Here is a 14,036-nt window from a genome sequence, read left to right as displayed (position 1 = left end):
GGCTATCATCGTCCCGCCCACCACCGATGTTGTACGTTGAGGACCGTCCGGCTGGTTCATCGCCGGATGGCTGCTCACCGAAGGAGCGCACCGATGCCCGCCGCCGATCTGATAGCCCTTCTGGACCGCATCACCCGGCAGGCGCCGACCCGCGCCGCGACGATGGAGGTCGCCCGTGCGCTTGGCTGGACCACGGGGCCGAGCCGCAAGGGGTGGAAGGTGGTCCAGCCAACCGGCTATGTCGGCGGCATGGTCATCCCGCCGAGCGCCGACACCGCCGCCGCGGAGGTGTGGTTCGACCCCGAGGGGACGGAACGCGGTCTGGCCGGCCCCAACGCGGAGTTTCCGCCCTACCTGACCAGCCTGGACACCGCCCTGTCCGCCGTCCCCGCGGCGGAGCGCTCGGCCACCCTGCGGGGCGCGCTGGACCGTCACCGGGCATGGCAGGAGGAAACGGGGCGGAACGACGCGGCGCTCGGCCGCCTGCCGGCTTTCGTCGTCGCCGCATGGCTGTCCGTGAAGACGGATTCCGAAACGCCGGATTGACGGGTTTCAGCCCCCCGTCCCGGTTTCCTTCGGCCCACCGTTCATGGCCTGGGCGGCGGCGAAGCCGATGATCCGGTTGGCCGCCTCCGGGTCGTCCACCCGCACGACCACGCCGCGCCCGACCAGATGGATGCCGTGGGCCTGGAAGGCGTGGATCAGGCGGTGGTAGGCCTCGCGCCTGATGACGAATTGCTCGTTGGGCTTGGTGATGAACTTGACGCCGATGATCACCGCGTCGTCCTCCACCCGCCGCACGCCCTGCGACTTCAGCGGTTCGATGAAGCTCGGCCCCATCTCCGGGTCGGCGGACAGGTCCTTGCCGACCTCCTTCACCAGCTTCTTGACCAGCCCCATGTCGGTCTCCGGCGGGACACGAAACTCCAGGCGCATCAGCGCCCAGTCGCGGCTGTAGTTGGTCAGCGCCTTGATCTGGCCGAACGGCAGCGTGTGCACCGCGCCGCGGTGATGGCGCAGCTTCAGCGAGCGCAGGGAAATGCCCTCCACCGTGCCGCGCAGGTTGCCCACCTCCACATAGTCTCCCATGTGGAAGGCGTCCTCCAGCAGGAAAAAGACGCCGGCCAGGATGTCGGCGATGGTCGACTGCGCGCCCAGACCGATGGCGATGCCAACCACCCCTGCCCCGGCCAGCAACGGCCCGATCTCGATGCCCAGCGAGGACAGCACGATCATGACCAGGATGACGACCAGCACGACCTGAAGGAACTTCCGCAGCAGAGGCAGCAGGGTCGCCAGCCGTTGCCCGCGGGAGGAGACTCCATCGTGCCGCGCCCCTTCCAGCGCCCGGTCGATGGCCCGCACCACCATCGTCCAGGCAACGTAGCCCAGCAGCAGCACGACCGTCACGTTGAACAGCAACCGCAGGGCGATGCCGGTTGCCCCGCTGGCCTGCTCCACCCGGAAGCCCCAGATGGCCGCCGTGGCGAAGACTCCGACAACGAACAGGGCCGACCACAGCGCCCGCATCACCCGCGCCACCGCAGCCTTCCCCGCCTCCGTCTCCTCCCCCCGGTAGAAGCGGGCGAGCGGGCGCTGGGCCATCAGGGCGATGGCCGGCACCGCCAACGCCACCAACAGGCTGGCGAGCATCCGCGGCCCCGTCGCCGGCTCCAGCCGCACCGCCGCCGCCGCGACGACCAGCCACAGGGCGACGAGATAGACCGAGGCCACCACCGACCACAATCCCAGCGTCGGGTGGTCCTTTGCCTCGACGCCCAGCGGACGGGCGATGGCCCGCGCCACCGGAGCACGCCCGCGCCACACGCGGTACAGCAGATACAGAAAAGGCACGGTGCTCAGCGGCAGTCCGATGGCGACGATCGCGTTGCCGCCGACCCCCAGCGCCAGCAGCAGATCGACCAGCCCGAGCACCGTCGCGGCCAATGTCACGGTGACCACGCCCGTGCGGTGCAGAGCGCGCGCGTCGGCGTCTTCCAGCGGGATCAGGCGCAGCCCTGGATGCCTCGGCGCGCAGAGGAAGCGGATCAGCCGGTCGGTCAGCAGAACGGTCAGCGCCGCCTGGAGCAAAGCGAGAAGAACGGCCGGGGCAGCAGGATGCGCCGGACGCACGATCGCATAGACAACCAGCACCCCGAGCGCGAAGGCGCCCACCGGAACCAGCCCCAGCACGAAGCGCAGAGCGCCCGTCAGCAGCGGCGCCCCGCCGTCCGCCTCCAGCTTCCGGAGTGGCCCCGCCAGGACCCGGTTCGTCAACAGCAGGGCCGCCGTTCCCGCAGCGAAGAGGATCAGCAGGCCGCGCAGCAGGCGCAACGGGTGCACCGCCGCCTCCCGCCCGTTGGGGCGCGCGAAGGCATCCGACAGGATGGAGGGAATCTGAGGATAGGTGGCGGCGACCGCCTCCAGCCGTGCCGCATACACTTCCAGTGCCGTCGCCGGCGCTCCCGCCGCGGAAGCATGACCATCCGGTGTTTGTCCCGCTGCGCGTCCAAGTGGCAATGTGGCGAACAGCAGGGCCGCGAGCAGCAGAGTGGCGAGCAAGGGAAGGGTCGCCTTCCGCAGACGGGAGAGGCGCATCCCCGAATCGTCGTCCATAGGGGCCATCCAGCCGGAGTGCGACGGAGCGGCGGCCCATCGGACTGAAAGGCCACGCCCATGCCTTGGGACGCTCGTCCCCACCCCCACCATGGGGCCAGTACGTTACGGTTGCCTATCGGGGGAAGCGATACCCGGTGTGTTTCCCGCTGGTGCGCAACGGATGTTCCGGGCGGCGTATGTTACGGTAAGAAGCCGGTTCGTGACCTCCCTTCACGGACAGACTTCCTCAATCGTTCCTAAAATGCCCGGCTTCGCCAACGGTCATAAGGAACCGCCGCATGCGCCTGTTATCCATCGCGTCCCTTGGGCTTCACGCAGCCACGTTGATCGCGACGCTGGCCGTCGCTTCCCCGGCACAGGCGCAGTTCGGCCTGTTCCTCGGTGGCCGCGGCGGGGTGGATCTGACGGACGAGGATTGGGACCTGTTCCGCAAGGCGCTCAGCGACGCCCTGACCCCCATGGAGGCGGGGCGGCGCACCGAATGGAACAACCCGAAGACCGGAGTGCGCGGCGATGTGGTCGTGCAGAAGGTGCACGAGCGCGACGGTGTGCCCTGCGGGGACGTTCAGGCCAATTTCATCCGGCGCACCGTCCAACCCTACAGGCTGACCTTTTGCAAGATGCCCGACGGGCGTTGGGCCATCGCGCCCTGACGGGCGCTGGGGCCATCGCGCCCTGACGGGCGCCGGGAGCATCACGCCCTGACGGGGAACCTTCGGCGTCAGAATCCGGTTTCGCGGATCAGCACGGCCAGCGCGGTGCGCCAGAAACGGTCGGCCAGGCTGCGCGCCTCGCCGTCCACGCGGGCCACGCCGCGCATCTGGTGGGCGGGTCCCGCCTGCGTCCGGTCCAGCGGCGCCAGGGTCACCCGATAGACGGCCTCCACAGGCTTCAGGTTGAAACGCGCGGCCTCGGCGTTCGTCCGCCCCATCGACGGTCCGGTCTGGCTTTCCACCGCGATCGGGCCACCATGGATCGAGGCCAGGGCGGGAACATCCAGCCCCTTCACCCCCACCCGGTCCACCGCCGTCACCCGTGCTTCCATGCGGGGGCGCAGCGGGTCATCGGCATGAAACACCGCGCCGGCACCCACCATGACGCGCGTGAGGTCGTTCTCGGCCACATAGCCGACCAGTTCGCCGCCGCCGTCGGCGACGATCTGGCCGAGCGCCAGCGACGGCCCCACCCAGCGGCCGGGGCGCAGCGCGTCGGCCACATCCACCACCGTTCCGGCGATGGGCGCACGGATCTCCAGCCGCGCCAGGCCGTCGAGCAGGCCCTGCCGGTCGGCCAGCCCGGCGGCCAGATCCTCCTCCATCACGCGCACCCGGTCCAGCCCGTCGCGGGCGGCCAGCATGCGGTCGATGCGGTCCTGGGCCAGGGCGATGCGCAGCTCCGATTGCTGCAGCCTGCTCGTCAGTTCGGGTGCCTCCAGGCGGAACAGCGGGTCACCCGCCGCCACGCGCTGGCCGGGCTGGACCAGCACCTCCGCGATGCGCGACGGGACCGGAGCGAACAGGGTCGAGAAGCCCTCCGCCCGCCACACCGCCGGCACGGCGATGGTGCCGGTGACCGGGACGAAGGCCAGCCAGACCAGCGCGGCCAGACCGCCCAGGGTCATCAGCAGGTTCCGGTTGGGCCGCAGGCTGCCCCGCCGCTCCCACCATTCCTTCGCCTCGTTGACCAGCGGGCGCAGGATGAACCAGCCGACTTCCACCGCGAACAGCACGATGCCCAACACCTTGATGAAGACGTGATAAACCAGCACCGCGATGCCGATGAACAGCACCAGCCGGTAGACCCAGGTGGCGAAGGCATAGGCCAGCATCACCCGGTGCAGCCACGGATCGAACCGCTCCGGCACCTCGTCGCCCAGGCCGAACAGCCATTCCCGCAGCCGCCAGCGGGCCAGCGCGAAGGCGCGGTCCTGCAGATTCGGCACGTCCAGCGCGTCGGCGAGCAGGTAATAGCCGTCGAAGCGCATGAAGGGGCTGAGGTTGATGGTCAGGGTGGTCACCCAGCTCACCGTCGCCACGAAAAAGGCGGCGCTGCGCAGCGGCCCGTCGGGCAGGAAGCTCCAGGCCAGCGTGGCGAAGGCGGCCAGCGCCAGCTCCGTCAGCATGCCCGCCGCGGCGATGTGCAGCCGTGCGCGGCGGGAGACGAGCCGCCAAGCGTCGCTGGTGTCGGTGTAGAGCACCGGCCACATCACCAGGAAGGCCGCCCCCATGGTCGGCACCCGGCAGCCGAAGCGTTTCGCGGTGTAGGCATGCCCCAGCTCATGCAGCGTCTTCGTCACCAGCAGTGTCAGGCCATAGAGCGCCATGCCCTCCAGCGAGAAGAAGTGCAGGAAGGTGTGGGCGAAGCTGTCCCACTGGCGCATCACCAGAATGAGCCCCAGAATTCCCGCGCCGATCACCGTCCACAACCAGGCGCGGCCGTAGAAGGGCGCGACGTAGCGCACCGTGGCGTTCAGAAAGGCGTCGGGCCGGACCAGCGGGATGCGGAAGAACAGGTAGTTGTGCAGCAGCCACATCCACCAGGACGTGCGCCGCGCCGCCGTCTGCTTCGCCAGGAAGTCGACGTCGGCGCCCTGGGTCAGATTGCTTGAGGCCAGGAATTTGTAGAGGCCGACGACCTCCTCCGCATCCGGTTCCAGGACCGTTTCGGCGGCCACCGCGGCGGCGATGGCGCGGGGCGATCCGTGATGCCAGCGGGCGATGACCTCGAAGGCGCCGTGGCCGATGCGGAAATAGCGGTTGCGCACCGGATCGTGGATCGTCCAGCAGGGCGAGCCGTCCACCGCCGGAGGGGCCGGCAGCAGTTGAAGTTCCTCGCGCAGCGGCGGCAGCCGCACGCTGTCCAGCGGGTCCACCGGGGTGACGACCGCCGGACCCGTCGTCATGCCGATGGCGGCGGCGCCCATGGCTCAGAGCCCCACGGTCTGGCGCAGCGCCGCCAAAGGGCGGCGGAAGAGATAGAAGGCCAGCGGCACCCGCTCGCCCTGGATCTTGGCGGTGCCGCGCAGCCCGATGCGCGGCGTCGGCTGGTCCGGCGCCAGATCGGCGCGGACCCGGTAGGCCAGGACCCCGCCCGGTGTCAGCCCCGGCTCATAACTGGCGTGCGACACCGTGGCGCGCAGCGGACGCAGCGGATCGACGTTCAGATAGAGGCTGACCTGCGCGCCCTCCTGAAGCACGATCGCGTCGTTGACCGGCACATGCACGTCCACCTCCGCGGCCTGCGGATCGGCCAGGGTCAGGATGCGCTCGCCCACCGCCACCGGCTTGCCCAGCCAGTCGTTGGCGTCGGTGAAGACCGCGATTCCCGTCCGCTCCGCCTTCACCGTGACGCGGTCCATCAGATCGCGGGCGAAGTCCATCTCCGCCCGGCGCAGCTCCACCTGGGTCTTCAACTGGGCGATGCGCGCCTTGCTCAGCGGATCGGTGAAGGCACCCTGGGACGCCGTCAGCAGTTCCGCCTCCGCCGAAGCCAGCGCCTTGCGCGCCACCTCCAGCCGGCTTTTGAGAACCGACGATTCGAAGCTGAACAAAGGCTGCCCGGTGCTGACCGGCTCGTTCGGCTGGACGTGGAAACGTTCGATCACGCCTTCCAACGGCGCGCTGACGATCAGCGGGTCGCGCGGCGCCACCTCCGCCGGGGCCAGCGTCGATTGCGGCACCGGGATAGCCAGAACCGCCGCCAGGACCGCCACCACCGCCAACGCCCAAACCCCTTTGCGCGCCCGCACACCGGAGCGGCGCCCGGCCCGGGTCAGCGCCCACCAGGCGTGCCCATAGCCGCCGGAGAGCTGCCCGAGAAGCACCTTCTCGCCGTCCGTCCAGGCGTCGTCGCGGGCGAGCCACAACACCGCCGTGACGGTGTCGTCCGGCCCCGGCAAGGGCACCCACAGCGCCTGCGCCGGCCCCCACTGCCCCCAGTCGCGGGCCAGCGCGGGCGGCACCTCCGTGGGGGCGATGCCGTGTAGGTTGCGCGCCTCCGCTCCCGCAGCAATGGCCGAGGCTGCGGCCTCCAGCCAGCGGGTGAAGGGAGCGTCGCGCTCCGGGACGGCGACGTTGGACACGGCTTCCAGCCGGGCCTTGCCCGACGGCGCGACGGTCAGGAAAACCGCCTGCTGGTAGGCGATCATCCGCCGCGTCTGGTTGACGATGAGGAAACGCAACGCCTCCGGGTTCTGGGCCTGCCGGGCCTCCTGCTGCAGATTCAGGAGAAGCAGGAGGCTGTTCAGCGGGTTGGCCGCATCCATCCGGACGGATTTGACGTCATCTGGCACCTTTGGCCTCCTCCGGCGGGGTGAAGCGGGCGGTTCCGCTCATGCCGGCGACCAGATTCGGGGCGTTGCCCGGCTTGTCGGCCTGCAGTTTGCCCGTCACCTTCAGCGACTGGCTGACCGGATCGACGCGGGCACCGATCAGGGTGACCTCGCCATCCAGAACCTCACCCGTCTCGTCAATGCGCAACTCGAACCGCTGGCCGGGCTTCAGCCAGACCAGCCAGGAAGACGGGACGATCAGCTCCACCCGCAGATCGCGGTCCGAAAGCACTTCAAGCAGAGCCGTGCCGGCGGGAACGGACTCATGCTCGCGAATCCGCTGCTCCACCACCTTGCCGTCGAAGGGCGCCTTGACGTCGCAGCGGCGGACCTCGATCTCCGCCTTGCGCAGATCGGCACGGGCGGCCTCGGCCTTGACCTCGGCCATCTCGACCTCGGCCCCACCGATGGACTTCAACTGCTCCAGCCGGCGGCTCTGCCGCACCGTGACGTCGGCGGCGCGCAGGTTGGCGCGGGCCGCGTCGACCGCCGCCTGATAATGGCTGCAATCGAACGCGATGAGCGTCTGCCCCGCCTTGAAGGACTGGCCCGCCTCCACGGTGATCCGGCCGATGCGTCCGGCGATCTCGCTGGAAAGGACGGCGTGCTGCCGTGCCTCAATCAGCGCGCGCACCGCGCCATCGGGGACCGGCGCCGGGTCAGCGGCGGCAAGCGGCAAGGGAAGCAGCGCGATAGACAGCGCGGCGAGGAAGCGTGAGGGGCGAAAGCGGCACATCATGGCAGAGATTTTCTGCACCCTTAGCTCCGGAAGCGCAACGATCCAGGATCGGCGAGCGGTCCTGTACGCTTATTTGTTTCAGCACTGGCGGACCGGCACAGCTGAAAGGGGGCGGCGACCCGGCACCGCCCCGTCGGTATCAACGCACGGTGGAGCGCCCCACCGGAGCCAGCGCGCTCAGCGGCACCGAGTAGACCTTCACCGGCTCCGACCGGGTGGACGGGCTGTAGGACACCGTCATCGGTGCGGTCATGGAGGCGGTCGGTTGCTGCGGCAGCTCGGCCACCGTCATGCGCTCCGGCACCGCGGCCTTGCGTTCCGCCGGCTCCTCGCCGCGCGCGGCGACCGGGGCGGCCTTAGGATCGGTCTTCGGATCGGCAGCCTTCTCGACCGGAGCCTTCTCCGACGGTGCTTTTTCGGAGGTCGTGGCGGCGGGAACCAGCAGATCCTGGAGCCGTGCCGTGCCGCCGGCCTTCTGCTGCCAGGCGCCCAACCCGTCGGACACCGCCTGACGCAGCGTCGTCAGATCCTGGGACGGGACCGCCTCCGGCATCGGATCGACGCCCGCCGACACCATGACGCGGGCGTAGGCGTTCTGCAGATCGGCGTAGACGAGATCGCGCCGCAGGTCGGAGACGAGTTCCGACACCTCGGCCTGGATCACGCTCATGTCGCCCTGCTGGCCGACCGTGCTGCTGTTGACATACTGCTGCCGGATGCGGCGGTCGATCGCCGCCTGATCGGCGTTGAGCGAGAATTCCTGCGACAGTTCGCGGAACTGCACCATCGCCACGCGCACCTGGCTCAGCACCGCCACGCTGAGCGCCTGACGGCGGAAGGCGACCAGTTCCTCCTGCGCCTTCGAGAAGGCGTGGGTGTCCGGGGCCGAGGCCAGGGACAGGATGTTCCACGACACCCGCGCCCCGTAATCCGCCCAGCGCTGGTTCAGCAGGTAGCTGTTGCTGTCGTAATGCAGGCCGGCGTTCAGGTCGATGCCCGGAAGCAGCTTCAGCAGAGCGCGGCGCGTCTCGTCGGCGGTGATGCGGGCGTTGTAGGATTCCTCCAGCAACTCCGGACGGTTGAGGAGCGCGTAGGTTTCCAGGGAGTCGACCGAGGTCGTGATCGCCGGGACGTCCTTGCCGGTGACGTCCGGCGGCATCTGGATGGTGAAGTTCTCACCCGGCGGCAGGCCCATAAGCGCGCCGAGCTGCGACTTGGCGGCCACCAGCTCGCGCCGCAGCGTCTGGAGCTGGCGCAGCGTGTCGACCAGCGCGCGCTGGTAGGACAGGGTTTGCAGCGGGGCCTGGACGCGCTGGGCCTCCATGGCGTTCGCGTTCTTGCGCGCCGCCTCGATGCGCTTCTCCAGCGGTTCGATCCGCTTCAGCAACCGCTCCGCCGCGACGGCGCGCCAGTAGGAGGTGCGCACGTCCTGCAGGATGCCCTGGACGACGCGGCGGCGGCGTTCGTCGGCGATCAGGACGAGGTTGGAGTTCTGGCGGGCGCGCAGGTAGCTGACGCCGAAGTCGAGAACGTTCCAGGTGAAGCCCAGGTCGGCGGTCCGGCGGTGCCGGTCCGTGGCCGTGGTGCTCTCGCCGGTGCGCCGGCCGGTGGCGAGGTTGAGGCTCTCCGACCCGGATTCGTTGTTGCGCCCGGTGTAGCCGGCCCCCGCCACGAGACGCGGCAGCATGTCAAACCGCGACAGGTCGAGCTGCTGGTTGGCGACCGCCATTTCCATCAGCTTCACACGTTCGTCGAGGTTGTACTTGATGGCCCGCGCCATGGCCTCGTGCATCGACACCGGGCCGGTGATCGGCTCCTGCGGCGCCATGATGACCGACATGTCCTCGCGCAGGCGGGACACATTCTCGTCATCGGTCAGAGGCTTCGGGCTCACGGAACATCCGCTGGCGAGCAGCGCGGCGGCGGCCAGGGCGAAGGACGCGCGGACCTTGTGGCCCCGCGGCCGGGGGGAGGAAGCGAACCGGGTCATTCTCGTCGGCAATCCATTTGGAAAGAAAAGCTTAAGCGGGGAAGACGGCGGCGGAAGGCGCGGGCGGCGCTAGGCCGCCCGGCTTCCCGGCGGGACATGCGAGGTGAGTGCGGCGAGCAGTGCCGCCGTCTGGGCATCGGCCGCGCCATGGATTTGAGCCACCTGGCGGGAGAAGGCCGGCCGGGCCGGCGCGGACCCATCGAGATCGGCGCGCGGGCCGGGGGCCTGCCCCGAACCGTCCGGCGCGGTCGGAGCGTTGCTCGGATCGCCGTCCGCGGGCACGTCGCCGGTCGGCGACGGTCCTTGCCCCTGCGGCTGTCCTTGCGGTCCAGTTAGACCCGCAGGCCGATTGGCCGGCGCACTCTCGATCGTGGAACCGGGTCCCGTCTGGCCGCCGGGCCGGTTGCCCGGTGCGCCAACAAGCCCGCCGGCGGGGGTGCCGGGGCCGCCGGGAGCCGCGCTGCCGCCCGGCGTGCCGCCGGACGCCGTCCCGGACGCGCCGACCGGGCTGCCGACGACGCCGTTCAGGCCGCCATTGCCCGTTCCGGCGCCTGCCGTCGGTCCGCCGGCTGCCGGCCCACCCGTCGCCGGTCCGCCCGTGCCGAGGCCAGCGCCTGAACCGCCGCCGAGACCGGAGCCGGCGCCCGTGGCCCCCAGCCCGGCACCAATGCCGCCCGAAGCGGCGCCGCCCAAGCCGGAGCCACCGCCGACACCGCCGCCGAGGCCGCCGCTCCCGAGACCGCCGCTCCCAAGGCCGCCATTGCCCAGGCCGCTGCCGCCACTGACGACACCGCTCAACCCGGAGCCACTGGACCCGCCGGTGCCACCGCCCAGAACCCCGCTCGACGAGCTGGCCGTGCCGCCGCCGGACGGCGCACCGCCCATGGCGGAGATCGTGATCGAGCGCCCGGCGTCGCTGCTGGTCGAATTGCCGATGTTGCCGATGGTGATCGAGCGCCCGGCGTCCGTGCTGCTGTTCCCGTTGCCGCTGCCGCCGCCGTTGCCGATCGACGAGCTGGTGATGACGCGGCCCGCATCGCTGCTCGTCTGCAGGCTGGGCAGGGTCGGCGCGGTGCCCAGCGTCGGCCCGACCGTCTGCGTTGTCCCGGTCCCGGCGGCCGTTGCGACCCCAGAATTGGACGAGGACGCCGCCGTCGTGGTGTTCCCTGTGGAGGCAGCCGCCACCACGACCGGCGGTGGCGGAGGCGGAGCCACCGTGTAGGTCGTCGTGCCGGCGTTGCCGGTGTTGCCCACCGCGTCGCTCGCCTTGGCCGCGATGACGTAGCTGCCGACGCTCAGGTCGGAGGCCAGGGCCAATTGCCAGATGCCGGTCGCGCTGGCGCGCGCCGTGCCGACCGGCTGGCCGTTGACCGTCACGGTGACCAGGCTGTTCGCCTCGGCGGTGCCCTGCACGACCGGCGTGCTGCCGGCGGTGGTGTTCAGCGTCACGGTCGGGGCGACCGGCGGCGTGGTGTCGATGGTCAGGGTGGTGACCGCCGACAGGCTGCTGACGTTGCCGGCCCTGTCGGTGGCCTGCACCTGGACGCTGTGCGTGCCGTCGGCCAGCGCCGCCGTGAACGGGAAGGTCCAGGCGCCGTTGGCGTCGGCAACCGCCGTTCCGGCGACCTTGCCGTCGACCAGCACGTTCACCGTGCTGCCGGCCTCCGTCGTGCCGGCCAGGGACGGCGTGGCAATCCCGGAAATCCGCTCGCCCGCCGTGGCGCCGGCGACGGTGGCACTGGTCACCGATGGCGCGGGCGCGACCGGCACCGCGGTGTCGATCACCACGGCCAGCGCGTCGGACGGATCGCTGACGATGCCGAACCGGTTGGTCGCCGTGGTCGTGATGCTGTGCGTCCCGTCGGTCAGCGCCGTCTGGAGGCGATGGACCCAGAAGCCGTTCTCGTCGGCCACCGTGGTTCCCACCGCCGTGCCGTCCACCAGCACGGTCACCGTGGCGTTCGCCTCCGCGGTGCCGGACAGCGTCGGCCTCGTCACTTTGGTCAGCCGATCCGTTGCCGAGGCACCGGAGTCGGACAGGCCGCTCAGCGCCGTCCCGACCGGCTTCGCCGGGATCGGGGTGTCGATATGCACCTGGCTGGTGTCGCCAACGCCCTTCAGGGTCGTCACCAGCGGCCCCTGGGCCGCGTCCATCACGATGGAGCCGTTCAGCGCCAGCCCCAGGACGGAAACGCCCTGCGGCGCGCGGTCGCCGACCGTAACGACATAGTCGAACCGCAGCAGCGTGCCGGTGCTGCCCGCCGCGTTGTACACGGCGTTCCGGATGTCGCTTCCGACCGCCAGTTCCAGTACCGGACTGCCTCCGCTGATGATCGACGCTTCGCTGAGTTGCACGAAGAAGCTGACCGTCTCGCCCGGCAGATAGGTCCCCGCCGAGGGAGGCGTGACGGTGACCACCGAGGGCGGCGTGCGGTCCACCGACAGGTTGCGGGTCGCCTGGGTGGGGTTGCCCGCCGCGTCGGTGAGGCTGGCGGTGACGGTGTAGCTGGTGCCGTCGGTCAACGCCAGCAGGTCGGTGGACGGGACGGTCAGGCTCCAGGTGTTGTTGGTCACCGTCGTGCTGTAGGTCTTGCCGTTTAGCGTCACTGTGACCGTCTGCCCGTTCTCGACGCCGTTGGTGACGCCCGACACCGTCTGCCCCGTGGCACTGTCCGCCGCGTTCAGCACATTGTCGCCCGCCACCGTGGCGATGGCGAGGGTCGGCGGCTTGCGGTCGACCGAGACGTCGCGCGTCGCCTGGATCGCCGCGTTGCCCGCCACGTCCGCCAGGTCGGCGGTGATGGTATAGTGGCCGCCATCCGTCAGCGCCCCCAGATCGGCGGAGGGGATGGACAGGCTCCAGGCGTTGTTGGTCACCGTTGCGCTGTAGGTCTTGCCATTCAGCGTCACCGTGACCGTCTGGCCGTCCTCGACACCCGTCGTGGTGCCGGCCACCGTCTGGGCCACGGCGCTTTCCGCCAAGTTCAGCACATTGTCGCCGGTCACCATGGTGATCGCGACGGTCGGCGCCGTGCGGTCGAAGGTGACGGTCCGGATGGCGGAGTCGGCGCTCTCCATCCCGGCGATGACCTGACGGACCGTGAAGTCGACCGCACCGCTGAGGCCGGACACATCGACGCCGGCGAAGCTGTAGGCGCCAGACGCGTCGGCCGTGGTCGTCGCCACGAGCGAGCCGTTGGCGTAGAGCCGCACCGTCGTGTTGGCGTTGGCGTTGGCGCCACTGCCGTTGAAGGTGACGCTGCTCGCCTTGGTGATGTTGTCCGTGTTGCTGTTGCCCGTGTCCGACGCGGGCGCGAGGGCCACGGCGCTCCCCAGGACAGCCGGGGTGATCGACAGGCTGGCGGTGTCCGTCGCCGCGGAGAAGGCGGAAATCCCGCCACCGCTCGCGGTAGCCACCTTGGTCCCGGCGGTGCCGCTGGTCTGATCCCAGGCGCGGAAGGTGATCGCGGCGCTGAGGATGCCCGCGTTGGCGCCCGTCGGCTGGTAGTAGAGCCGGTCCGTCGTCCGCAGCAGCAGCGCGTTTCCGCTGTCATTCACCGTCCCGACCGCAGTCCAGCTGGTACCGCCGTCGGTGCTGTAGAACCAAGTACCGCCTTCCGACGTATCCACGCCGACCAGCGCGATGCCCGTGACGGCGCCGCTGTCCACATCGGACACGTTCGTGCCGAACCCCACCAGGGACGACACGGCAACGCCGACCGCTCCGTCCGGCGCTCCCGTGGCCTGGGCGACGCTGGGCAGGGTCAGGACGGTGTCGGTCAGCACCGGGGCGTCGTTCACCGCGGTCACGGCGATGCCCGCCGTCGCACTGGCGGTGCTGAACTGGCCGTTGGCCCCCAGCCCGCCGTTCGCGGTGGTGTCATTGCCGACCGTGGTGCCCGCCGTCCCGGCGGTCTGATCCCACGCCTTGAAGGTGATGCCGTTGACGACCGAGCCGTTGTAGTCGGCGTTCGGCACGAAGCGCACAAGGTCAGTGCTGGCGAGCAGCAGGGCCGACGCCCCCGAGACGCCAGTGATGGTGGTCCAGGTTCCGGCCCCGGTCTTGTACTGCCACGTGCCGTTGCTGCTGTCGATCGCGGTGATCGCGATGCCCAGCGCGTTGCCATCGGCGTCGGTGGCCGAACCGGCGGAGGCCAGGATGGCCGCCACGGTGTCGCCGTTGTTGCCGGTGGCGTCCTCGTCGATGGCGGTCAGGCTGCGCGCGTCCGTGCTCAGCACCGGGGCGCTGTTGGTGATCGCCGTGTAGGTCGAGGTCGCCGTCTGCGTGCCGCCACGGCCGTCGTTGGCCGTCACCACCACCCGCAAGTATTTGTGGGCGTCCGACGTGGTCAGCGTGT

General features: G+C 70.3%; 8 protein-coding genes. 2 read left to right on the top strand and 6 right to left on the bottom strand.

What is annotated here, in order from left to right; genetic code table 11:
* Window positions 1-93 precede the first annotated feature (93 nt).
* The gene (locus tag JJL56_RS25915) at window positions 94-546 is read left to right on the top strand and encodes a hypothetical protein (protein ID WP_145624231.1); all 453 of its coding nucleotides are present in this window, start codon (window positions 94-96) and stop codon (window positions 544-546) included.
* 6 nt (window positions 547-552) lie between these two features.
* On the opposite strand, the gene JJL56_RS25910 is transcribed toward JJL56_RS25915, so the two are convergent.
* Window positions 553-2,616 (bottom strand): mechanosensitive ion channel family protein, encoded by a 2,064-nt coding sequence (locus JJL56_RS25910; protein ID WP_186452848.1) that lies wholly within the window; start codon window positions 2,614-2,616, stop codon window positions 553-555.
* 281 nt (window positions 2,617-2,897) lie between these two features.
* Here JJL56_RS25910 and JJL56_RS25905 point away from each other — a divergent pair, with 281 nt between their 5' ends.
* Window positions 2,898-3,272: an RT0821/Lpp0805 family surface protein gene (locus JJL56_RS25905; RefSeq protein WP_145624235.1), complete on the top strand. Its 375-nt coding sequence runs from the start codon at window positions 2,898-2,900 to the stop codon at window positions 3,270-3,272.
* Between the two features lie 68 nt (window positions 3,273-3,340).
* On the opposite strand, the gene JJL56_RS25900 is transcribed toward JJL56_RS25905, so the two are convergent.
* From JJL56_RS25900 to JJL56_RS25880, 5 genes are all read right to left on the bottom strand, one after another.
* On the bottom strand, window positions 3,341-5,542 hold the full coding sequence (locus JJL56_RS25900) for a site-2 protease family protein (protein ID WP_200486842.1): 2,202 nt from the start codon (window positions 5,540-5,542) through the stop codon (window positions 3,341-3,343).
* Window positions 5,543-5,545: 3 nt separating this feature from the next.
* Window positions 5,546-6,910: an efflux RND transporter periplasmic adaptor subunit gene (locus JJL56_RS25895; protein WP_247889338.1), complete on the bottom strand. Its 1,365-nt coding sequence runs from the start codon at window positions 6,908-6,910 to the stop codon at window positions 5,546-5,548.
* The gene (locus JJL56_RS25890; protein ID WP_247889339.1) at window positions 6,900-7,688 is read right to left on the bottom strand and encodes an efflux RND transporter periplasmic adaptor subunit; all 789 of its coding nucleotides are present in this window, start codon (window positions 7,686-7,688) and stop codon (window positions 6,900-6,902) included. The genes JJL56_RS25895 and JJL56_RS25890 overlap by 11 nt, the downstream gene beginning before the upstream one ends.
* Before the next feature lie 139 nt (window positions 7,689-7,827).
* The gene (locus JJL56_RS25885; RefSeq protein WP_145624240.1) at window positions 7,828-9,678 is read right to left on the bottom strand and encodes a TolC family protein; all 1,851 of its coding nucleotides are present in this window, start codon (window positions 9,676-9,678) and stop codon (window positions 7,828-7,830) included.
* 69 nt (window positions 9,679-9,747) lie between these two features.
* A partial coding sequence (locus tag JJL56_RS25880; RefSeq protein ID WP_247891259.1) for a beta strand repeat-containing protein occupies window positions 9,748-14,036 on the bottom strand: 4,289 nt, incomplete at its 5' end.

The organism is Azospirillum aestuarii (genome assembly GCF_016632405.1).
Classification (GTDB): domain Bacteria; phylum Pseudomonadota; class Alphaproteobacteria; order Azospirillales; family Azospirillaceae; genus Azospirillum; species Azospirillum aestuarii.
The sequence above is the reverse complement of the archived record's forward strand: the minus strand, read 5'-3'. Positions and strand labels throughout refer to the sequence as shown.